General features: G+C 43.0%; 18 protein-coding genes. 10 read left to right on the top strand and 8 right to left on the bottom strand.

What is annotated here, in order from left to right; all coding sequences use genetic code 11:
- The first annotated feature begins 275 nt into the window (after window positions 1–275).
- The gene (locus tag CKO50_RS15685; RefSeq protein WP_039492969.1) at window positions 276–890 is read left to right on the top strand and encodes a trimeric intracellular cation channel family protein; all 615 of its coding nucleotides are present in this window, start codon (window positions 276–278) and stop codon (window positions 888–890) included.
- A gap of 17 nt (window positions 891–907) precedes the next feature.
- Window positions 908–2,428, top strand: a complete 1,521-nt coding sequence (locus CKO50_RS15680; protein ID WP_095728912.1) for a YifB family Mg chelatase-like AAA ATPase — start codon at window positions 908–910, stop codon at window positions 2,426–2,428.
- A 46-nt stretch (window positions 2,429–2,474) separates the two neighbouring features.
- Here the strand turns inward: CKO50_RS15680 and CKO50_RS15675 are convergent, their stop codons facing one another.
- Both CKO50_RS15675 and CKO50_RS15670 read right to left on the bottom strand, forming a co-directional pair.
- Entirely contained in the window at window positions 2,475–3,170 is a 696-nt protein-coding gene (locus CKO50_RS15675; RefSeq protein WP_095728911.1) for a response regulator transcription factor, read from the bottom strand.
- Window positions 3,171–3,395: 225 nt separating this feature from the next.
- Window positions 3,396–5,849, bottom strand: coding sequence for a S9 family peptidase (locus tag CKO50_RS15670; protein ID WP_095728910.1), 2,454 nt, complete (start codon window positions 5,847–5,849; stop codon window positions 3,396–3,398).
- A 168-nt stretch (window positions 5,850–6,017) separates the two neighbouring features.
- Here CKO50_RS15670 and CKO50_RS15665 point away from each other — a divergent pair, with 168 nt between their 5' ends.
- On the top strand, window positions 6,018–7,145 hold the full coding sequence (locus CKO50_RS15665; RefSeq protein ID WP_176474685.1) for a hemolysin family protein: 1,128 nt from the start codon (window positions 6,018–6,020) through the stop codon (window positions 7,143–7,145).
- Here the strand turns inward: CKO50_RS15665 and CKO50_RS15660 are convergent.
- Window positions 7,129–8,337: an EAL domain-containing protein gene (locus CKO50_RS15660; protein WP_095728908.1), complete on the bottom strand. Its 1,209-nt coding sequence runs from the start codon at window positions 8,335–8,337 to the stop codon at window positions 7,129–7,131. The two genes, CKO50_RS15665 and CKO50_RS15660, sit on opposite strands and share 17 nt — an antisense overlap.
- A gap of 210 nt (window positions 8,338–8,547) precedes the next feature.
- Between CKO50_RS15660 and CKO50_RS15655 the strand changes: the two genes are divergently transcribed.
- Window positions 8,548–9,558, top strand: coding sequence for a metalloprotease (locus CKO50_RS15655; protein ID WP_095728907.1), 1,011 nt, complete (start codon window positions 8,548–8,550; stop codon window positions 9,556–9,558).
- A 30-nt stretch (window positions 9,559–9,588) separates the two neighbouring features.
- Here the strand turns inward: CKO50_RS15655 and CKO50_RS15650 are convergent, their stop codons facing one another.
- A complete protein-coding gene (locus CKO50_RS15650; RefSeq protein WP_095728906.1) occupies window positions 9,589–10,902 on the bottom strand; it encodes a short-chain fatty acid transporter in 1,314 nt (437 codons plus the stop codon).
- Window positions 10,903–11,122: 220 nt separating this feature from the next.
- Here CKO50_RS15650 and CKO50_RS15645 point away from each other — a divergent pair, with 220 nt between their 5' ends.
- Window positions 11,123–11,350: a hypothetical protein gene (locus CKO50_RS15645; RefSeq protein WP_095728905.1), complete on the top strand. Its 228-nt coding sequence runs from the start codon at window positions 11,123–11,125 to the stop codon at window positions 11,348–11,350.
- Between the two features lie 3 nt (window positions 11,351–11,353).
- Here the strand turns inward: CKO50_RS15645 and CKO50_RS15640 are convergent, their stop codons facing one another.
- Window positions 11,354–12,298 (bottom strand): AEC family transporter, encoded by a 945-nt coding sequence (locus CKO50_RS15640; protein ID WP_255230038.1) that lies wholly within the window; start codon window positions 12,296–12,298, stop codon window positions 11,354–11,356.
- A 62-nt stretch (window positions 12,299–12,360) separates the two neighbouring features.
- Here CKO50_RS15640 and CKO50_RS15635 point away from each other — a divergent pair, with 62 nt between their 5' ends.
- Window positions 12,361–12,729 carry a YacL family protein gene (locus CKO50_RS15635; RefSeq protein WP_095728903.1) on the top strand — a complete coding sequence of 123 codons (369 nt, stop codon included), beginning with the start codon at window positions 12,361–12,363 and terminating at the stop codon, window positions 12,727–12,729.
- Window positions 12,730–13,040: 311 nt separating this feature from the next.
- On the opposite strand, the gene CKO50_RS15630 is transcribed toward CKO50_RS15635, so the two are convergent.
- On the bottom strand, window positions 13,041–13,742 hold the full coding sequence (locus tag CKO50_RS15630; RefSeq protein ID WP_095728902.1) for a 2OG-Fe(II) oxygenase: 702 nt from the start codon (window positions 13,740–13,742) through the stop codon (window positions 13,041–13,043).
- A gap of 29 nt (window positions 13,743–13,771) precedes the next feature.
- Here CKO50_RS15630 and CKO50_RS15625 point away from each other — a divergent pair, with 29 nt between their 5' ends.
- Window positions 13,772–14,170 carry a thioesterase family protein gene (locus CKO50_RS15625; RefSeq protein WP_095728901.1) on the top strand — a complete coding sequence of 133 codons (399 nt, stop codon included), beginning with the start codon at window positions 13,772–13,774 and terminating at the stop codon, window positions 14,168–14,170.
- Here the strand turns inward: CKO50_RS15625 and CKO50_RS15620 are convergent.
- Both CKO50_RS15620 and uvrA read right to left on the bottom strand, forming a co-directional pair.
- Window positions 14,151–15,245, bottom strand: a complete 1,095-nt coding sequence (locus CKO50_RS15620) for a hypothetical protein (RefSeq protein ID WP_095728900.1) — start codon at window positions 15,243–15,245, stop codon at window positions 14,151–14,153. The two genes, CKO50_RS15625 and CKO50_RS15620, sit on opposite strands and share 20 nt — an antisense overlap.
- A 50-nt stretch (window positions 15,246–15,295) precedes the next feature.
- Window positions 15,296–18,118: an excinuclease ABC subunit UvrA gene (gene uvrA / locus CKO50_RS15615; RefSeq protein ID WP_095728899.1), complete on the bottom strand. Its 2,823-nt coding sequence runs from the start codon at window positions 18,116–18,118 to the stop codon at window positions 15,296–15,298.
- Window positions 18,119–18,297: 179 nt separating this feature from the next.
- On the opposite strand from uvrA, the gene CKO50_RS15610 reads away from it, so the two are divergent.
- From CKO50_RS15610 to ssb, 3 genes are all read left to right on the top strand, one after another.
- A complete protein-coding gene (locus CKO50_RS15610; protein WP_095728898.1) occupies window positions 18,298–19,044 on the top strand; it encodes an ABC transporter substrate-binding protein in 747 nt (248 codons plus the stop codon).
- A 139-nt stretch (window positions 19,045–19,183) separates the two neighbouring features.
- The gene (locus tag CKO50_RS15605) at window positions 19,184–20,551 is read left to right on the top strand and encodes an MFS transporter (RefSeq protein ID WP_095728914.1); all 1,368 of its coding nucleotides are present in this window, start codon (window positions 19,184–19,186) and stop codon (window positions 20,549–20,551) included.
- A gap of 17 nt (window positions 20,552–20,568) precedes the next feature.
- Window positions 20,569–21,222: a single-stranded DNA-binding protein gene (gene ssb / locus CKO50_RS15600; RefSeq protein WP_010376633.1), complete on the top strand. Its 654-nt coding sequence runs from the start codon at window positions 20,569–20,571 to the stop codon at window positions 21,220–21,222.
- Window positions 21,223–21,335: the final 113 nt, after the last annotated feature.

The following is a 21,335-nucleotide window of genomic DNA, read 5'->3' as shown; positions in this document are numbered from 1 at the left end:
GCAAAATCATTATCACATCGATGGATATTAGATTTTGATATTAGATCATAAATTTAATCAATTTGGTATAAACTCGCTCCTACCATAGACTCGCTCCCACCACAGTATAATCATAGTGCAACATGGTAGACGGTTTATCCGCAAGCATTCATCCTAAATATTTCATAAAGTCACTTTTACTCCACACATTGTGAGCTGAAAATATCAGCGATCCCACTACCTTTTGTGTGAGATCTTCGTTATGATTTTGCTTTTGTTTCACAACTAATTACGAAATGTCAGAACTCTATCATTGGTTTGATCTTTTGGGCGTCATGGTTTTTGCAATTTCGGGAACCTTAATTGCGCATAGTAAACATATGGATGGCTTTGGTGTGATTGTCCTTGCGACTGTAACTGGTATCGGAGGGGGAACATTACGAGACTTGATTTTAGATCAACCTGTTTTTTGGCTTCATGATACTAGCTATATTTACGCTATTTTATTTGCTGTCGCTGTGAGTATATGGTGGCTAAATCGACATCAAAATATTCCAAGAACTGTACTGCAGGTTGCCGATGCCATTGGGCTTGCTTTTTTCGCTGTAATGGGAGTACAAAAGGCTTTAAGTATTGGAATGCCTGATACTACAGCTGTGATCATGGGGGTATTGACTGGGTGTTTTGGTGGGGTCATCAGAGACGTGTTGGCTCGCGAAATCCCCCTTCTTTTAAAAGGAGAGTTATACGCGATCACCTGCATTTTTGGTGGGGTAGTCTATACTCAAGCAATTAAATTGGGCATGGCAACTGAATACGTAATGGTATTGTCCATGGCAGCAACCTTGTTATTAAGATTAGCGGCTATGCGATACCACTTGGTGTTACACGTATTTAACTATAAATATTAAGTAAGCAGGGGACATGGATGTCTTTAGCAAGAGTTTTCACTCGAGCACAAGTTGGTATTACCGCACCGGAGGTAATTGTTGAGGTGCACCTTAGCAATGGTTTACCTGCCTTTAGTATTGTTGGATTACCCGAAACTTCAGTTAAAGAAGCCAAAGAACGCGTCCGTAGTGCACTTGTGAATGCTGGCTTTTTATTTCCAGAACAGCGTATCACAGTAAACTTAGCACCAGCAGATCTACCCAAAGATGGGGGCCGCTTTGACTTTGCAATCGCACTCGGTGTTCTCGTTGCATCAGGACAGTTAGATAGCCATGCTATTTCTGATAAAGAGTTCTATGGTGAGCTTGCGCTAAACGGTGAGCTTAGGACGGTCACTGCCATTTTGCCATCTGTTATTGCAGCAGCGGAGGAGGGGCGAACAGCTTACCTGCCAATTGGTAACGATGCAGTTGCGAGCCTTGCTGCTGATGCCAATCGTGTTGCTATAAGCTGTTTGCGTACAGCATGGTTAGGTCTAAGTGGCCAGCAATCACTTATGTTCAATCAACTCTACCCGGATGATTTAAATATACAAGCTTCAGGGAGTAGTTTGCTGGATATGGCTGAGGTAAAAGGGCAAGAGGGAGCAAAGCGAGTGCTAGAAATAGCTGCAGCAGGTGGACATAACGTTTTATTTCTTGGCCCTCCTGGTACTGGGAAATCGATGCTTGCTCAACGTCTACCCACTATAATGCCACAAATGACAGATAATCAGGCGTTAGAAACGGCTTCTATCTATTCCATACTGGGAAAAACCATCAGCCAATCAAACTGGAAAACAAGACCTTTTAGAGCTCCACATCATACTTGCTCTGCGGTAGCCTTGGTTGGGGGCTCGTCAAACCCTAAACCCGGGGAGATATCATTGTCAAATAATGGCGTTCTATTTTTGGACGAGTTACCAGAATTTGATAGGAAGGTACTGGATTCATTACGTGAGCCGATGGAAACGGGCATGGTAACGATTTCGCGCGCAGCTCGGCAAGTTGATTACCCTGCAAACTTTCAACTGATCGCAGCATTAAATCCCAGTCCTACTGGTTGTCACACTGACAAAAGAGCGTCTCCAGATCAAGTATTGCGCTATTTGGCTAAGATTTCAGGTCCATTTTTAGACCGAATAGATCTACAGGTAGAATTACCTCGTCTAAAAACAGAAGAACTACAGTCACAGCATGATGGAGAGTCTAGTGCAACAATAAGAGCTAGGGTGGAGCAGGCCTATAAAACAGCTTTAGCACGTCAGGGAAAATGTAACGACCAACTGAGTGTAAAAGAGCTAAATTATATCTGCTATCTTGCTGATGCTGAACGTTTATTTCTAGCAAAGGCGGCAGAAAAATTAAAGTTATCACCACGTTCATATCATCGAATAATCAAAGTTGCGCGTACCATAGCGGATCTGAGCTCTGCACCAAATATTAGCTTGTCACATTTAAAGGAAGCGCTTAGTTATCGCGCGCTGGAGAGGCTGTTAGGTCAGTTAACACAGTATTAGCTAACGGCGGCATTTCAATAGATAGGGAATGTGTTATTGGTAGAGGTTAAGCTGACAACATATAACCTTTACCACGAACCGTAACAATGCGTTTTTGCTCTTTTTCATCGCCGAGTTTTTTGCGTAGTCGGCCAACTAACACATCAACCGTTCTGTCACTTGGGCTCCAATCCGGTTGCCCAATGTCTTCTGAAATGCGCTCTCTCGATGTTGCTCTTCCAGCATTGGAAATAAGACAAATCAACACTTTATGCTCTGCTTCGGTAAGTCGAGATTCAATGCCGTGTTGATTGATTAGAGTACGATTATCAGGATGTAGTTTAAAGTCTGCATATTCAATAAACTCTTCCGATTCATCGTCTTTATTACCAACTAAACGTTTGTATAAGGCACGCATACGCAGTTCAAGCTCAAGCGTATCAACAGGCTTACAGACATAGTCATCAGCACCTTGCGCAAGACCTGCGATTCTATCGGCTTGAGAGTCTCGACTAGAAAGCATGATCACTCCGAGATCTGATAAGGTATTAATTTCTTTCGCGAGTCGTAGGCCATCAGTGGCGGGTAAAACAACATCAACAATAGCAAGTGCAAATGGGTTTTGGGTTTGAGTTTGAATAAGCTCAAGCGCAGTAGCACCCGTATTGTCTACAGTGATACTGAACTCGGTATTTTCAAAGTGACTACACAGCCGCTTTGCTAAGAGTTCATCATCTTCAACTAATAAAACCTTTATGCTCATGTTTTCGCTGTTAATTGTTGTTTAATTGTCGTTAATATAACACTGAGAGATCGCTGCTTGGAAGTGCATGAAACGAATTCTTACAACTCTGTACCAAGCACGTTAACCTGACAACCAAGTTCGATCAAGGGGAAACCGAGCTTTATTATTAAATTATATACAATGATGTGTTTGATTGCTGCTTCCATAAACAAAAAGGCGGCACACCGTGCCGCCTAGCATTGATTATTTACCGTATAGATATTCCCACCATTGTGGCTCTTGCTTTAAATGTTTGTCGAAATAGGCAAGCATGGTGTTCCACCAATGGAAGCGCTGGTCACGAGCAAAAATTTGATGATCTGCGCCTTTGTATTCGACCAATTCAACATCTTGGCCAAGGATCTTCAATGCAGTATACATATTGTGACTTTCACCTGGAGGCACATTGGTGTCCGCATCACCGTGAATTAACAGCAATGGTGTTGTTACTTTGTCCGCATTAAATACCGGGCTATGCTGTGAGTAAAGCGTTGGATTGTTCCAGGGGAAACTTCCTTTTGAGGCCTCGCCAGAATACAAATAACCCCACCAGCCTTGACCCCAGTATGAGGTAATATTAGAAATGCCAGCATGTGAGATAGAAGCTGAGAACAAATCAGTTTTTGTTGTCAGCAGCATCGTCATAAAGCCACCGTAAGAAGCACCTAAATTACCTAAACGTTTGTCATCAACGAAAGGGTAGGCTTTCACAAACTCTTTGGTACCCATGATGATATCGTTAGCGGTGTGTTCACCCCAAGCATTAACGTGCTCTGCTGAGAATTTTTGACCAAAACCTGTCGCACCGGTTGGTTGCAAGACATAAACAACATAGCCTTTTGCTGCCCATAAGTTAAATGGATAACGTCCTGTAAAGCCACGAGTCACTGGAGAAGTACCGCCGTAGTAATAAACGAGTGCTGGGTATTTTTTAGCTTTATCTAAATCGTATGGTAGATAGACTCGCCCCTTAATCTCTACGCCTTCAGTATTAGTAAAATTAAACTCTTCTAGATCGGCAATTTCCGCGTTCTGGTATGCGATATTTGTTGAGTCCCAGAGCGTATCAGCTCGCTTATCTGAGGTTGACATGATTTTTAACTGTTGTGGAGTTGATGCGGTAGTTCCCGTGAACAAGATCTCTGGATTACGCTCACTAGACACTGAATAGTTCGCGACAACATCCAGCCCAGTGTTTAAGCGTTTGAAAGTAGACTTACTTTCGTCAAAGAGGAAAAGCTGTTGACGATCTTGGTCAGTCGCTTTCAGTACCACATCGCCATTATTGAGTACGGTGAAGCTGCCTATGGCTGGGTCAAAGTTTTTACTCAGTGCTTTTACATTGTGGCCTTTGCGATCTATCCAATAAAGTTGGCCATCATAGTTATTCGCGAGCATACCTTCAGGTAAGTTGCGCCCCGCGCCTTCCGCAAAATCAGGACCTGCTGTTACATAAATACCATTTTTAGTGTATTGAGCGCCATTAAATGTACGATATTGACCAATGACACGTTGCTGATTGTTTGATAGCTCGATTTCTACTAACTCTGTCAACATATGGGGTGGTTGCGTATAGTCTTGCTCATTACGAGTCGCTAAAATCGTGTTTGCTTGTGCGTCAAAGTCAGCCAAGTTGTGGCTTTGTGTGCCAACGGTTACAGGGTTAAGTAGCCCACTTTTGATATCGAGTAAGAATATTTGAGATTGAGTGCGAGCATATGACCATCTATCTTCTAATCCTTGATAATGTTTAGTCAGTTTGCCTTCTTCTTTACCACTGTTGGTCCACGCAAAAATAAGTGTCTCATTATCAAAAAACTCGATACTATTAGCGCCATTGAGCTTAGTAGCAACTTGAGTACGTTTAAAGGTTTTTACATCAAGGACGTAAGCTTTATTATCTTTTAAGTAGGTGAGCTTGCTGCTGTCATCTCGCCACGCAAAGCTATTTGCACTCATGCTATCGAAGCTATAAAGCATGTCACCATCTTCATTGTATAAAGCTGTTTCGGTAATAGCTGAGTTGCCCTTTTCATCATCGTAGTGGCGGATGGTAGAGATATAATATTCGCCGTTAGGTGCAAGTGAGATAGCACTCACCGTTGGAGCATCAAACAACTGCTTTGCAGACAGCGCTTTGGTTTGTTTTTCTGTCAGTGTGATAACGTCATGCGCAGTTTTGCCTTCAAAGCTGAGATCAACCTTATTCCAGTCATTTACCTGCTCAGCGATAATAAGGATTTGATGATCGCCTTTGACCACATCAAGCTGAACTTCTTTAACACCGGAGACAGGCTCTCCATTTAGAAATATTTTGGCTTTCTCGATGCCTTCAAGCTTGAGTTTACCTGAGACAAAACGTTCAGTAATGAAATTAAACTTCAGAGCCTGCAGTCCAGGTATTGTTAATTGAGATATTTTATTCAGTGGTTGCCATTTGCTTTTATTATTGAATAGCGTTACCTGTTTGGCGTCTTGTTGTAATGATGGTAGCAGGTTTTCAATAATTGCATCACGATGAGCTGTATCCGCTGGCTTTATTGTTGATTCGCCTGCGATGGGACCCAAAAATTGTATTTTTGATTCGTCTAATGGGCTTGCTGAAAGTTGTGCTGAGACTGCCGTAAATAGTAGAGTGACAGCTGTACGTAATTTCATTTGTTTGCGCCTATTGTAGGTAATTATATGATAAAACTATATCATAGTATTTTGAACCGGTTGTATTGCTGCGATAGACGTCCTAAATTTATTAGTCTGTGTTGATGAGCAACACAAAACGTATGTGGTTAAGCAAACACTTAGCGTTGAATTAAGAGGAGAGTTTACTTGGTTTTATTATTAACCTACATGTTTTTGGCAATAGCTATCTCTTTTATCTGTTCGGTGATGGAAGCAGTGCTACTTAGTATTACGCCAAGCCATATAGGGATCTTAAAGCAAGACAATGATGCATTAGCATCGCGAGTTCAGCGCCTTAAAGACAATATTGATCAGCCTTTATCAGCCATTCTAACGTTAAATACCGTTGCGCATACTGCCGGTGCAGCAGGGGTTGGCGCGCAAGCCGCTGTGGTATTTTCAGATGCAGCTGTCGGTATTGCCTCGGCAGTGATGACATTACTGGTTTTGGTACTATCCGAAATTATTCCGAAGACCTTAGGGGCGACTTATTGGCGCGGATTAACGCCGATTGTTTCAGGTGTGTTGGTATGGTTAGTTCGAATATTGAAGCCATTTGTGTGGATGTCGGATCAACTAACAAAAGTGATTGGTTGTAAAGACGATGAGGCCCACTATATTCGTCAAGAAATCGAAGCGATGGCGGAGATTGGCTCTGAAGCAGGTGCACTGCATCAGGACGAGACTGAAACCATTCGTAGTTTATTACGTTTTCGTCATGCTAAACTCGAAAGCATCATGACACCAAGAACAGTACTGTTTAAGGTGCATAAAGATATGACAGTACATGAGTATTTGTCTGAGCATGGCTCAGTTGCTTTTTCTCGGGTGTTGGTATTTGATAAAAATACAGATGACATCATCGGCTTTGTACACAAGAATGATATTATGCTTGCTTATCATCGACTTGGAGAAGACTATAAAATAGGTAAGCTATCACGACCTCTTTACACCGTACCGGAAACGCTAGCTGCGCCAGAGCTATTCAAAGCGTTACTGGCAAAGCGTCTACACATTGCGCTTGTTATTGATGAATATGGCGATGTACAAGGTATAGTGACATTAGAGGATTTGCTTGAATCATTAATGGGAATGGATATTGTTGATGAGCGAGAGCAAACCACCAACATGCAAGCTGCTGCTAAGCAAAAGTGGCGAGAGCGAGTTGATAATCATGATAATTTGATTGAAGATATTGACGAAGCTGAAGAAGTGTCTGAAACGCAAAGTCACGGAGAGGAAACTGCCTCTCCAGAGGTTAAGGGTTCGAATTAATCATACGCTGCCAAGAGTGTATCCACCCGACTAGGTCTGTTAGTGGTTTAGGTTTACTGATTAAAAAGCCCTGCATTAACAGGCTATGCTTGTAGCGGTCAAGGTATTGTAGCTCTTCAATCCGCTCTATACCTTCAGCTACTATGTCTAACTGTTGATTTTGTGCGATGTCGATTAAGCTGTCGATAAGTACCTGTGAAAAGCGATCTGATTCCACATGGGTTATCAAAGAGCGGTCGATTTTTATCTCAGTAAATGGCAAAGACTTTAACTGCTGAATATTGGTAAACCCAGTACCAAAATCGTCTAACGAAATATCAAATCCGCGGATCCGTAAACGGTTCATTGTTTCCAATTGGATGGACTGATTCATTGGTTGGTTTTCAGTAATTTCTAAAATGATATCACTAGGCTTTAAACGGTTTATTTCTAAAATAAGTGCCAATTTATCTGGGCAGCTTAAATCATTTAATTGCACAGGTGATAAATTAAAAGCCAGTTTAATCGGGTAATTGAGTTCCGATTTGATTGCTTTAAACTCATCTGTCGCCTTCTCAAAAAGCTGGAAAGTAATGATATTGATTAGGTCGGTATCTTCGGCCACGCCAATGAAATGGTCCGGTAAAATGACCTGCTCGGTATTTTTAGACACAATACGGGCAAGCACTTCGACACTTTTAATCTTTTTGTCACCACGGTGAACCTTTGGCTGATAGTAAGGCGTAATTTCGTTGTGGCTAATGGCGTGCAAAAGATCGCTTTCGGTCACTTTTTCAATGTGGCTACGTTTAACAATGGTATACGTCTCCATTTTTTTGAGCATGCGTTCGACATCAACTAATTGTACTGGCTTAGAAATATTGCCGATAAGATGTGCATTAGACTGTCTGGCAAGATTGGTTGCCAGATCAATAATCTTCTCGTCCATTTCGGAAATAATAATAATACCGCCAGAAAACCTTAGCTCTCCAAGTTGGCGAATAAACTCCATACCATCCATTTCGGGCATATTGAGATCTGTAAAAATGGCGTCGAATTGATGAGGAGTTTGCCGTATTTTTTCTACAGCATTCACCGCGCTTGAGCTGGTTGTGACATGCTCAATGCCAAGCTCAGTCATAATGGCTTGCATTACGACTAGGATTGCGGGTGAATCATCTACTACCATTATCCGATGTTTTGCTAATGACATTAACAATTCCTTCGTATATCTTACCTCCTTAAAGTCTAGTACAAATAATTTAAAGTGCTCAAATCTCAAAATGCTTTAAAAGGTGATTTTTACTCAATTTGAAGCGCAATAATGACACTTTACCTGCATTTTTCTAATTCAGGTTTCGGCAGTTCTTTATGAAGCGGCCGCTTTTAGCGATAATGCCCTAAATGACCTTTGGATCTGAATATGAATAGAGTAGAGCTTTCGCTGGCGGACAAAGCGGTATCTATCTTTTTTAACCAACAACAAGTAGTACAGCTTTTTGTCGAGCAGCAAGCAATTACCTTTGAAGAGCAACATAATGGCATTTTAGCGACCATTGATGGACAAGCACTGGCGGTAAATACAGAGCAGTTACCTCAGGGGTTACTTGGGATTGCTGTAAATGGATCTGAGCTTCAGTGGCTCGAAGTGAGCACTGAAACACCTAAAGAAAAACGCAGCTTATTTGGTTTGGCAGCATTGGGCTTAAAGTTATTTAAAAGTGCAAAGGTGGTTAAAGCCGCGTTGGCTGGTGCATCCGTGGCAGGGTACGCATGGCTATTTTCTTGGCAGTTTGCACTTATGCTTGTAGCTTGCTTAGTTGTTCATGAATATGGTCACGTTCGGGCTATGCGCTATTTTGGGATTAAAACAAAAGGTATCTATTTGATCCCTTTCGTTGGTGGTCTGGCTGTAAGTGACGATAAGATCACGACCCGCTGGCAAGATGTAGTTATTTCGTTGATGGGACCGGCATTTGGTTTGATAACCTCAATCCTTGGAGTGGTGTTGTATTACGTGACAGAGATGGAAATCTTTGCTGGTGTTGCAGTATTAAGTGCACTGTTGAACTTATTCAATTTACTACCCATTTTGCCGCTAGATGGCGGGCATGTTCTAAAAAGCATAAGCTTTTCAATGCGTTCTTGGGTGGGGTTATTGGCGTGTATGGCTGGGGTATTATTCGGCCTTTGGATAAGTTACACCTTTGGCTTAATCCTACTGATAATATTCATTTTGATTGGTAGTTTTGAAATCCTGATTGAGTGGCGTGGCCGTAATTATAGTCACTTATTACCCCTTGACCGATATGGGCAAGTGGTCAGCGCCATTATGTATATAGTTGTTATTACAGGTCATGTTGCGGTAATGATGCATTTTGCTGATTCAGAGAATCCAATCCTAAGCTTACCAATGAAAATTTTATCAAGTTAATCTGTGTAAGAAGGTGCATTACGCACCTTCTTACAGGGGGAGCAACAATAAAGTTGCGATAATTACACCCGTTACCAGCAATTGTATCAGGCAAAATCCCATAATATCTTTGGCTTTAAGACCTGCAATTGCAAGTACTGGGAGTGCCCAAAATGGCTGGATCAGGTTAGTCCAAGCATCACCCCATGCAACTGCCATCGCGACCCTGGCTATGTCTGCATTAAGCGCTTCTGCTGCGGGAATAATAATTGGTGCTTGTACCGCCCACTGACCGCCGCCTGAAGGCACGAATATATTTACAAGGCCTGCACTTAAAAAGCTCCACAGCGGTAATGTCCATTGACTGCTAATAGAAACAAATCCTTGAGATATTTGTTGCGCTAGTCCAGTTTCGACCATCATAGCCATGATCCCAGCATAAAAAGGAAACTGGATCACGATACCGGCACCACCTTGAATTGCTTGTTGTAGACTATTGAGAATATTAGCAGGGGTCTTGTGTAGCAGCATGGCTAAGAACAAAAACAGGGCTATGACGATATTCAATGTCAATGTGCCTGCATTAAATATAAAGTAAAAGCCCAAGTAGCTAAGACCGATTGCTCCTCCTAACATGCCAAGCCATGAGGCATTTTCTAATTTTGCAGCCGGAGTATTGTGGGTACTGATATCATTACTTTGTTCAATGAGCTTTTCTTTATCAACAATAATTGCGTCATCATCTTTGGGAAGCATCAATTTATTTATAAGTGGTAAAACGATAAAAATACTGAGTACGATGAGCAGGTTAAATGGTGCAAAGATTGTCTCTGAAGTGGTAACAATACCGATGCTCTTTTCACTAAAGTGCCCCGGAGTTGCGATAGTCAGGGGGACTGAACCTGATAGGCCTGCGTGCCAAACAACAAAACCAGAGTAAGCACTAGCCACTAACAGGCGATAATCAACTTTCACTTTTCGAGCGATGGCCTTTGCGAACAAAGCCCCGACTACTAAGCCAAACCCCCAATTTATCCAGCTGGCGCTCATCGCAACAAAGGTGGTGAGTATAATTGCTTGAGAAGGAGTTTTAGCTAGGCCTGCGATACGATCTAGCGCTTTCGCTATTGGAGGGGTAACAGCAAGCATGTGACCACATAATAAAACTAACAACATTTGCATCGCAAAAGTCAGCAGCTTCCAAAAGCCATTACCCCATGCCTCAAGCACCATGACAGGCGTTGCTGGAGTAAACAATGTAGCGAGCACCATCACCAAAAAAGTGAGTAAAAGTACAATCACAAATGGATCGGGTAGATACTTGTCGACTAATTTTGTTAGCGGGGTGGTAAACTTGCCAAGCATAAGACATCCTGTTTTCATTATTATTTTATGTAAATCAAAGTGATTGAGTTACGCATCATAATATAGCTAAACTTTAAGCTAAAAGTTAGTGGTTTAGGCTAACTTATAGTGAACAGAAAATAATGAGTTTCATTGGTTTTCTTTAAAATCAAAGTGTTAGGGTTGGCATGAAATCTGATATATTAAAAAGAAAGACTTTAAGTAACTAAGAGAGGTAACTATGTCTGGACAAGGTTCTGGTGGTAATGTAATTGCAGCGATTTGTAACGTCTTTTTCCCTGGCCTTGGTCAGTTGGTTCAAGGTCGTATATTGGCGGCTTTAGTCTTCGCAATTGTTGTTGTAGGTGGGTATGCACTGTGGTTTTTATTGGTTCCACCTGTGATTGCAGCCGTTTTCCATTTGTGGGCTATTATTGATGCTGCTAAGTATACGCCGCCTAGGTATTAACGGTTATACCAAAAAGTATAACCAACCAGTCAGGCTGATCATACTCAGCACAGTAGACAGCACAACGGTAGCCGCAAGCGTTGCTTGTTGGCTGTCAAGCTGTCTAGCAACAAGATAGGCATTAACGCCTAAAGGAGAGGCACTCATTAAAGTCACCACCTGAACTTGTTGAGCTGCCAACCCTAAATAAGTAGCAAAGAGATAAACCAATCCCGGTAGTAGTATCAGTTTTACTGCACTTAGCCATATTGCCCCCTGTAACTTTCCCCGCACGCCATACTGTACCAAGCTTGCACCCAGAATAAATAGCGCCCCTGGAATGGAGGGTTTTGCCAACCAACTAAAGCTTTCAAGTATTAAGCTTGGTAGTTTTAACCCAGCAACGTTTAATATCAAACCACTCGTAATACTTATCACTATTGGGTTTAACAGCAGGGGTTTCACAATATCCACCTTATTTTTGTGTCTTGCTGCCAGTAAAAATGTCATAAAAAACAGCATCGCACTATGGAATGTAATAATCATAAATACCATGGCAGCGGCTTGCTCACCGAGTGCCATTAAGATAATCGGTAATCCGACTAACACGGTATTAGAGTAGGTGCCACTTAATGCCAATGCTGCGCTGTCTGCTTTTGAACGATGTTGTGCCTTGAAAAGAAATAGGTATAAGCTTACATAAGTCAGAGCGACTGGAAGATAAAAGGATAATAACAATGAGCCCGCCGCGAGGCTTTCCAGATCTGCTTGCAGCATACTGCTAAATAACAGCACAGGAATACATAAATTAAAGATAAAAGTACGCAAGCCATCAAGCTGATTGATGGCAATAAAGCCTATCTTTGCACTCAAAAACCCAGAAATAACGATAAAAATGAGAGGAAATAAGATCTCAACAGGCGACATGCGTTGACCAACAATCGAGTGGTTAAAAGGTAATTCTATCAATGAATGCTTAGCGGACGCTACTTAGGTATAATAAAACAAGGTGATTTAGTTAAGAAGTAAAGATGGAATACCAGTTTATTCGTGACCCACTGTCTGGGTTTCGAGCTCGCTTAAATGACGAGCACGCGTTGATAGGTCGGTGGCTGAGTGAGGAGCTTGCACATGAGCATATTGTCAGTCTGCTGACACAGCTTGAAAACCTGCCAAATCAAAAAGAAGAGCTTGTGTTGGCTGGTAAAGAGATCCGCGCCACATTCACGCCGCAAGAAGCATTATTTGAAAGCCACGCTCTGTTTCATGAAAGTGATGACATAGCGCAGTACCAAGAAGACGCACTGGCTTTAGATGAGTCGGGTATGATGGCGGTGTGTGGCTATGAAGACTTTTTACCAATGCTGGTAGAGTGGGCTGAATTTACCAAAGCTAAATAACCTGAGCTGCGGATAATTAATGCCTTTCTAGCAGCCAGTTTTAGCGCTAACTGCGTTGAATTCACTTCCAATAGCCAGCTATTGGAAGTGAATTCGCCTTGCCTACAAGGATGTAGGTACCTGGGCGGTAGCAGGACGCGAGAGCGGAGTTATCCCCAAAACTCTCTGGCTAGATAAGAAGATAGTTTAAGGTGATTAAAAAAAACAGTGAGTTAGCCCATTCCTTATCCAAGCCTCAGGTTAAATAAGTTCTGTGGGGGCTATTGATCTTACATGCTTGAGTTCAACAGCCCCTGAATTATAGAGATAGCTTATTTGGGCGTTCCATAGAGTTGCTCTGCTCTATTAAATAACACCCATGAAGTGAGTATATACTTATCATTAGAAACTGGAATGTTGCCTCTATGTGTATGTGTAAAATACCCTGGTGCTATCACCATAGAGCCTTTTACTGGGGCAATTTTACGCTGCTGATAATAAAACTCAGTCTCGCCACCTTCCTTGACATCGTTAAGGTAGAACATAAATAACAGCACTCGGTGTAAAGCTTCATTATGGTCATGTTGAGGGTAGACTTCGCTATGCCAATAGGGATAGCCGCCTTTATTTATCTGATAACGTTGAGCTTGGATAGCACCCAAGCGAAACAGCTGCTGAGCAAGGACCGGGAGTTGTGGCTTGCCGACTTCTTCAAAGTTATCCACAGTGAGGTCGACAGGCCCACCAGTTTTGGGGTGATACACTTTAAGTCCAAATGCACCGATGATCATAAAGAAATGTTCTTCAAGGTATTCAAATAAGTGCTTTGCCGTAACTTGTTGAATGTGCTGTAACTGTTTGGCATAGTCAGGGTAGGAATTTAAATAAAGGTCGTGACTGACTTTTTTACTCAAGTCGACACCACCAGACGTAGTCCCCTGTTTTAAATGTGGGCTTTGATCGAAGGTCTTTACGAATTCATCGCAAAAGTCTGAACTGAGTGCGTTATCGTAAACGCGAATAAAATCACTCATGTTTTTCCCTAGTTTTTATTGGAGTTATTATGCTGTCTGAAAAGCTTATGCCGCGTTTTTGTGATACAGACGTGCTTGGACATATCAACAATACCGTACTCCCAGTGTGGTTTGAAGCCGCGCGCACACCTATTTTCAAAATATTTACACCAGATTTAAATCCAAAAGAGTGGAAATTGATTGTTGCCAAAGTCGAAGTCACCTTTAAAGGGGAGCTGTTTTATGGTCAGGAAGTCGAAATAAAAACGGCTGTTGAACATATTGGCAACAGCTCATTTGTCATTTTGCAGCAGGCTTGGCAGCATGGAGAGTGCTGTGCTGAAGGTAAAACTATTATGGTGCGATATGACTTTGCGGTTAAGCAATCTCAACCGCTGAGTCAGCAAGAGCACGATGCGCTAGGTACTTTTATGGTTTCTGCGGTTTAAACTGATGACCAATTGCCGCTGAAATACAAGGTTTTACTGTATAAGTGAAACCATATTCTGCGGTGTTATCCGGCATGATCTCCAAGATCTCATAATCGTTTAATTCAACAATATTACTGCCTTCGCTGTGCTCGCAACGTGAGTTTCCGTCAGATTCAAAGCGAAAGATAAAGTAAGCTAATATTTGGTTAAGCACATCGTTATAGTTTTTGCCTTGCTCATGCAAATCTGGATTGGGATCGTTATTAATAGATACCGTTAACGACTCCGGCTCATCTGTGGTGGACTGCACTTCATCTTGTTGTGGAGTATCACCACTCATGTCGGCCACTTGTGGTTGAGTTTCCGATGCTCCTTCGTTTTTTTCTTCGGAGTCTGCTGAGCGTGATTCTTTCGCGTTGGCATGGAAAGAAATTCCGTCCTCATCTATTTTGAAATCAGAAGAAAACTCAGTAAATGCGGTTGAAGCACCTGATTTAGCGATGCCAAGCACCAAGAAAGCCAATAAAACAAAGCACATGATCAACCTGATGATTGCTGTTGTTGCCGGATAACGATAGTGATTCTGATGCCAAAAAGGCTTTATTCGTAATGGTTTAAGTAGGAAAAGTACAACGACATAGCATGTCATAAAGAGTTGCGCGAGAACTAACAAGAAGGTGCTGGTAATAAAAAACCAAGTAGGTAACGACAGCAACACACTCAAATTATGTGTGTAAGGGAAATTATCTGTGCTGACCCCAGTTAAATCATTGATACGGCCATCAGCTTGCACTAACACAAAGTTAGCAATAAAGGCGTAAAATAATAGTATTAGTGCTTTGCCTGGCACACTTTCCCAAAAGGTCATGATCCTTGGCCAGAATTCATAACATAGCGCCGTTACTGTGGTTATTAAGATCAAAAAAGCGGTGAAATTATCATCTTCAGTTTCACTCAAGCTGAACATAAAAATGATAAAACTGACTAAATAATAGCGTTGAGCCAGTGTTAGGCTTTGCCAAAATTGGCCGATGGAAAAGCGCAGCCTTGCTAGGTATGCGGTTAAGTTTTTTGGCGCGAGAAGTTGGTGCATAATAAGTGAATTTGTAATTATTATGCACCAATAATAGAGACTTTTAGAAATTAAGACAATAAGGGCTTAAGGTACTTACCCGTATGCGAAGCCGCAAAGTCAGCCACCGTTTCAGGTGTACCTGAGACGAGTATTTGACCACCTCCTGCTCCTCCCTCTGGGCCTAAGTCCACAATCCAGTCCGCGGTTTTGATGACATCCAGGTTATGCTCGATAACCAGCACCGTATTACCATGATCGCGTAGACGATGTAACACCGCGAGTAGCTGCTGAATATCATGGAAGTGCAGACCTGTGGTTGGCTCATCGAGAATGTAGAGTGTTTTGCCGGTATCTCGTTTTGATAGTTCACGAGCGAGCTTAACACGCTGTGCTTCACCACCGGACAAAGTCGTGGCGGCTTGCCCTAAACGAATGTAGGAGAGGCCAACGTCCATTAAAGTTTGTAGTTTGCGATTGATTGCGGGAATCTTATCAAAAAATTCTCGGGCGTCCTCAACTGTCATTTCCAACACTTCGTGGATATTTTTACCTTTATACAGTACTTCCAGTGTTTCACGGTTATAGCGCTTACCAGTACAGACATCACAAGGAACATAGACATCCGGCAGGAAGTGCATCTCTACCTTGATAACTCCATCGCCTTGACAGGCCTCACAGCGACCCCCTTTAACATTAAAACTAAAGCGGCCAACCTTATAACCGCGTGAACGCGATTCTTGTGTTCCTGCAAATAATTCGCGGATAGCGGTAAAGATCCCGGTATAAGTTGCTGGGTTCGAACGTGGTGTGCGGCCGATTGGGCTTTGATCAATATCGATAACTTTATCGAAGTGATCTAGCCCATGAATTGACTCATACGGTGCAGCTTCTTGCGTTGTTGCACCGTTTAATTCCTGATGAGCAAGTTTGAATAGGGTGTCATTAATGAGGGTAGATTTACCCGAACCAGATACCCCAGTTACGCAGGTCATGAGACCTACAGGCACTTTTAAATCGACACTTTTTAGATTGTTGCCCGTCGCGCCTTTCAGCTCAAGCCACTTGTCATCACATTGATGACGTTGTGCTGGAACTTCAATGCGTTTTTCGCCACTGAGATATTGACCCGTTAATGAGTCTTTACTTTGCATTATCTCATCGCGAGTTCCCTCAGCGACGACATAGCCGCCGTGTACGCCAGCGCCTGGACCGATATCTATGATGTGATCGGCTGCACGAATGGCATCTTCGTCGTGCTCTACCACAATCACGGTGTTGCCAAGATCTCTTAAGTGCGTGAGTGTTTTAAGTAAACGGTCGTTATCGCGCTGATGTAGACCAATTGAAGGCTCATCCAATACGTACATTACCCCCACGAGGCCGGCACCAATTTGGCTTGCAAGACGGATCCGCTGAGCTTCACCGCCAGATAAAGTATCAGCGCTACGCTCCAAAGAGAGATAGTTTAGGCCAACATTGATCAAGAAAGATAAACGGTCGCGGATCTCTTTGAGTATTTTGTCCGCAATTTGTGCTTTTTGGCCTGTGAGTGCTAAGTCGATAAAAAATTGACTGGCTTCGCCGATACTCATCGTTGTTACAGTTGGCAGGTTGGTCGAGCCGATAAACACATGGCGAGCTTCTTCGCGCAGTCGTGAGCCATGGCAACTTGGGCACGCTTGGCTGGTTTGATATTTGGTGAGCTCTTCTCTTACTGAACTGGACTCCGTTTCCCGATAACGGCGATTCATGTTGTTTAACACGCCTTCGAACTCGTGATTGCGGGTGATAAGATCGCCTCTGTCATTACGATACTTAAACGCGATTTTAGTTTTGCCTGAGCCTTCTAAAACCACTTTTTGAAATTTACTCGGCAGATCCTGAAATGGCGTTTCTAAATCAAATCCATATTGCTCGGCAACCGAGCTTAGCATCTGAAAATAGTAAAAACTGCGTTTATCCCATCCTTTGATTGCACCGCCAGACAAGCTTAGTTCTGGGTTTTGCACCACACGTTTGGGATCAAAATACTGCATTACCCCTAAACCATCACAGCTTTGGCACGCACCTGCTGGGTTATTGAAAGAAAACAATCGTGGTTCAAGTTCGCTCATGGCATAGCCACAAGTTGGACAGGCAAAGTTGGCCGAAAAGATCAGTTCGTCTGCGTCGCTATCATCCATATAGGCGATTTGCGCAATGCCATCAGCCAAATCAAGCGCGGTTTCAAAAGATTCGGCTAACCGTTGCTCAAGTCCTGCTTTGACTTTAAAACGATCCACCACGACTTCTATGGTATGTTTTTTCTGTAACTCTAGCGTCGGTGGATCTGAGAGATCGCATACCTCGCCATCAATACGCGCACGAATAAAACCTTGGCTCGCAAGCTCTTCTAACAGTTTTACGTGCTCACCTTTACGGTTTTTCACCACCGGTGCAAGTAGCATGAGTTTGCTACCCTCAGGTAGCGCCAATACAGTATCAACCATTTGGCTGATAGTTTGTGCGGCTAACGGTAAATCATGCGTAGGGCATCTTGGTTCACCCACTCGGGCAAAGAGTAATCTTAAATAGTCGTATATTTCGGTAATGGTTCCCACGGTTGAGCGTGGGTTATGAGAAGTCGACTTCTGTTCAATGGAAATCGCGGGAGACAAGCCCTCAATGTGATCCACATCTGGTTTTTCCATCAGCGATAAAAATTGCCTCGCGTACGCAGATAAAGACTCAACATAACGACGCTGGCCTTCTGCGTACAAGGTGTCAAATGCTAAAGACGACTTCCCTGAGCCAGAAAGACCCGTGATCACTATCAACTTGTCTCTTGGAATAGTGAGTGAAATGTCTTTTAAATTGTGGGTGCGGGCACCCCTAACTTCTATTTTATCCATACGACCCTTGTGTTTTTTCGTGCGCTGTACTGAGTACGCGATACTAATCCACTAAATTGAAACTTGGATCAGCCAAAGCATGATGTGAAGTGACAGATTACCGCATCCCGAATACAAAATTAAGTTATCTCTGCTAAACGAACTAAACTTATTAGACCGATCAACTTGGGATATTGATTTTGTATCGACTTTTATTGCTTTTGACGCTGCTTTGCCAAAACGTCTTCGCTTGTGAGCTGGTGGTGCGGTTTGAGAATTATGCTGCGCAGTCTAAGTTAAATGACGACCTTGTTTGGCATGGTATGGACGTTGATTTTGCAAAAGCCTTGTTAGATGAAGCTGGGTGTAGTTATCGTTTCGTAAGTATTCCTTGGGGTCGGGCGCTGAAGCTATTAGAGGAAGGTGATATCGATCTTATTTTGAGCGTTACAAAAACACCAATACGTGAACAGTTTGCGTATTTTATTGGTCCTCAACGAATGGAAACCATTGTTTTTGCAATGAGCTCAGGAGAGCCTTATCAGCTTGACTCACTTGAGTCGCTATTCCATCTGTCAAAGCCCATCGCTATTCAGCGTAATGCTTATTACGGTGAGGCGTTCACAGCTCGCCTCGAGCGTCGTACTGAAAATGAAACGCAATTTATTTATGTACCCGACAATCAGGTAAAATTGAATTTGCTCAAAAAAGGACGGATCGCAGGATTTTTAGAAGAAAAATTCAACATCCTGTATCAGAGTAAAAATAACCCTGATTTTGAAAAGTTTGCGATTAGTCCGTTGGTTATTAACGAAAATCCAGTATATTTTGCCTTTAGCAAGGCACGCACTACGAGCGAGCGTTTGCAGCGTTTGAGTCAAGCATTTGAACGGGTAAAACGTAGCGGAAAATTAGATCAGATCACGGCCAAGTACGGCGTCAACTAGCGCTTTTTTCTCTCGAAGTGAGCCGCTCAAATTCATGATGGTAACAATCGCATTGCAAAGATCTGTTCGCGCTAGTGTAAGTTAAGAAAAGAGTTTGTTAAACTTGCGCGTGATTTTCGATAGTGATGAATACCGCCTTATGTCTAATGACTCTTTAAACCCAACAGAAAAGCGCGCCGCGATTTCTCTTGCTGGTGTTTTCGCTTTCCGCATGCTCGGTTTGTTCATGCTAATGCCTGTGTTGGCTATTTATGGCCAATCTTTACAGGATGTTTCACCATTGTGGATTGGTTTGGCGATTGGTGCTTATGGTTTGACTCAAGCTATATTGCAGATACCTATGGGTTGGTTATCTGATAAGTTCGGTCGTAAGCCAATCATTATAGGTGGGTTATTAGTGTTTGCCTTGGGGTCTGTTATTGCAGCCTTAGCGGATTCAATCTATTGGGTGACGTTTGGTAGAGCCCTGCAGGGAATGGGCGCGATTGCAAGTGCTCTACTTGCGCTTGCTGCGGATTTGAGCCGTGACGAGCAGCGTCCGAAGGTAATGGCGGTCATTGGCATGTGTATTGGTATGAGCTTTGCTGTAGCCATGTTATTAGGACCAATGATTGCGGCGTCTTTTGGTATCGCTGGGATCTTCTGGCTGACGGCGGTATTGGCAATTGTAGGTATCGCTATCATTATTTTTATGGTGCCAAATGCGGTAAATAAAGCCCCAAAAGGCGACACAATTGCAAGCTTTGCAGATATTTGTCGTTTGGTGCAAAACCCGCAGCTACTGAGGCTTGATCTTGGGGTGTTGCTATTACATTTGACGCTGACTACAATTTTTGTAGCCTTGCCCGGTCAGCTGATCCGTGACGGCCTTGCTGCAGATAGCCACTGGCAACTCTATATTCCGGTATTTTTACTCGCCTTCATTTTGATGGCACCGATGATGATAGTGGCGATCCGCAAACAAAAAGAAAAGCAGGCATTCTTGCTGTCTATTGCAATGTTGGTGGTAAGCTCAGTTACTTTGTATTGCTTTATAGATTCCCTCTGGGTGATAGCAGGTGCAATGCTGGTCTATTTTATAGCCTTTAATTTTCTCGAAGCAACTATGCCTGCGTTGGTTTCTCGCATCGCTCCAGCAAACCAAAAGGGATCGGCGATGGGAGTATTTTCATCTGGTCAGTTTCTAGGTGCATTTATAGGCGGTGCTTTGGGTGGTATTTTGGCGCAAAATTTTGCGGTCGATACGGTATTTGCCGCAACGGCTATTATTGGGGTAATATGGTTTGTTATCGCATGGGGTATGCAAGTGCCACCTAAGAGCAAAGCGATCAGCTTAGTTTCTGCTGTAGAAAATGAGCAACAAGCGACGGAATTGGCAGACCAATTGGTTTCATTACCAGGGGTACTCGAGGCCACGGTAGTAAGCGATGAAAATCGCAGCTACCTAAAAGTAGATGATAAAATTTTTGATTTGAAGCAAGCCAAGCAAGTGCTGGGCTTGTCATAGTGTGAGGAGACAATGCCATGGCACGTGGTGTTAATAAAGTAATTTTGGTAGGTAATCTGGGCCAAGATCCTGAAGTTCGCTATATGCCAAACGGTAACGGCGTGGCTAACATCAGCATTGCAACTACGGATAGCTGGAAAGATAAAAACACCGGTCAATTGCAAGAGCGCACAGAATGGCACCGTGTGGTGTTGTTTGGCAAACTTGCGGAAGTGGCGGGTGAGTATTTAAGAAAAGGCTCGCAGGTTTACATTGAAGGTCGTCTACAGACTCGTAAGTGGACCGATCAAAGCGGCCAAGAAAAGTACACAACGGAAATCGTGGTGGACATGGGTGGCCAAATGCAAATGCTAGGTGGTCGTGGCGAGCAGCAGGGTCAAGGTGGCGGCCAGTACCAAGGTGGTCAACAGCAGCAAAATAATTATGGCCAGCAAAGCTATAATCAAGCGCCTCAGCAGCAATATTCGCAGCCACAGCAAAGCCAGTCAAACCAACAGCAAGGTGGATTCGCACCACAGCAATCGCAACAGAATTCTCAGCAGTCTTCTGGATTCGGTGGCCAGTCTCAAGGTGGCTTTGCACCACAACAGAACCAAAACAATGGTCAATCAGGTGGTAGTTCAAATCCTATGGAGCCACCAATTGACTTTGATGATGACATTCCGTTCTAATTTCTGGTGTAGCATCTAAGAAAACCCCAGCATCATGCTGGGGTTTTTGTTTTTAGTGGTATAAATATTTCTAAGAGAATAGTGAAGGGTAAGTTTAGATAAAGCTTGCTCTC

The sequence above is a fragment of the Pseudoalteromonas sp. HM-SA03 genome (assembly GCF_002289345.1).
GTDB lineage: Bacteria > Pseudomonadota > Gammaproteobacteria > Enterobacterales > Alteromonadaceae > Pseudoalteromonas.
This window is presented reverse-complemented; position numbering and strand designations above follow the sequence as displayed.

Coding starts and splice junctions, on each gene's coding strand:
- CKO50_RS15685 (WP_039492969.1), top strand. CDS start 276: ATGTCAGAACTCTATCATTGGTTTGATCTTTTGGGCGTCATGGTTTTT.
- CKO50_RS15680 (WP_095728912.1), top strand. CDS start 908: ATGTCTTTAGCAAGAGTTTTCACTCGAGCACAAGTTGGTATTACCGCA.
- CKO50_RS15675 (WP_095728911.1), bottom strand. CDS start 3,170: ATGAGCATAAAGGTTTTATTAGTTGAAGATGATGAACTCTTAGCAAAG.
- CKO50_RS15670 (WP_095728910.1), bottom strand. CDS start 5,849: ATGAAATTACGTACAGCTGTCACTCTACTATTTACGGCAGTCTCAGCA.
- CKO50_RS15660 (WP_095728908.1), bottom strand. CDS start 8,337: ATGTCATTAGCAAAACATCGGATAATGGTAGTAGATGATTCACCCGCA.
- CKO50_RS15655 (WP_095728907.1), top strand. CDS start 8,548: ATGAATAGAGTAGAGCTTTCGCTGGCGGACAAAGCGGTATCTATCTTT.
- CKO50_RS15650 (WP_095728906.1), bottom strand. CDS start 10,902: ATGCTTGGCAAGTTTACCACCCCGCTAACAAAATTAGTCGACAAGTAT.
- CKO50_RS15645 (WP_095728905.1), top strand. CDS start 11,123: ATGTCTGGACAAGGTTCTGGTGGTAATGTAATTGCAGCGATTTGTAAC.
- CKO50_RS15635 (WP_095728903.1), top strand. CDS start 12,361: ATGGAATACCAGTTTATTCGTGACCCACTGTCTGGGTTTCGAGCTCGC.
- CKO50_RS15630 (WP_095728902.1), bottom strand. CDS start 13,742: ATGAGTGATTTTATTCGCGTTTACGATAACGCACTCAGTTCAGACTTT.
- CKO50_RS15625 (WP_095728901.1), top strand. CDS start 13,772: ATGCTGTCTGAAAAGCTTATGCCGCGTTTTTGTGATACAGACGTGCTT.
- CKO50_RS15620 (WP_095728900.1), bottom strand. CDS start 15,245: ATGCACCAACTTCTCGCGCCAAAAAACTTAACCGCATACCTAGCAAGG.
- uvrA (WP_095728899.1), bottom strand. CDS start 18,118: ATGGATAAAATAGAAGTTAGGGGTGCCCGCACCCACAATTTAAAAGAC.
- CKO50_RS15605 (WP_095728914.1), top strand. CDS start 19,184: ATGTCTAATGACTCTTTAAACCCAACAGAAAAGCGCGCCGCGATTTCT.
- ssb (WP_010376633.1), top strand. CDS start 20,569: ATGGCACGTGGTGTTAATAAAGTAATTTTGGTAGGTAATCTGGGCCAA.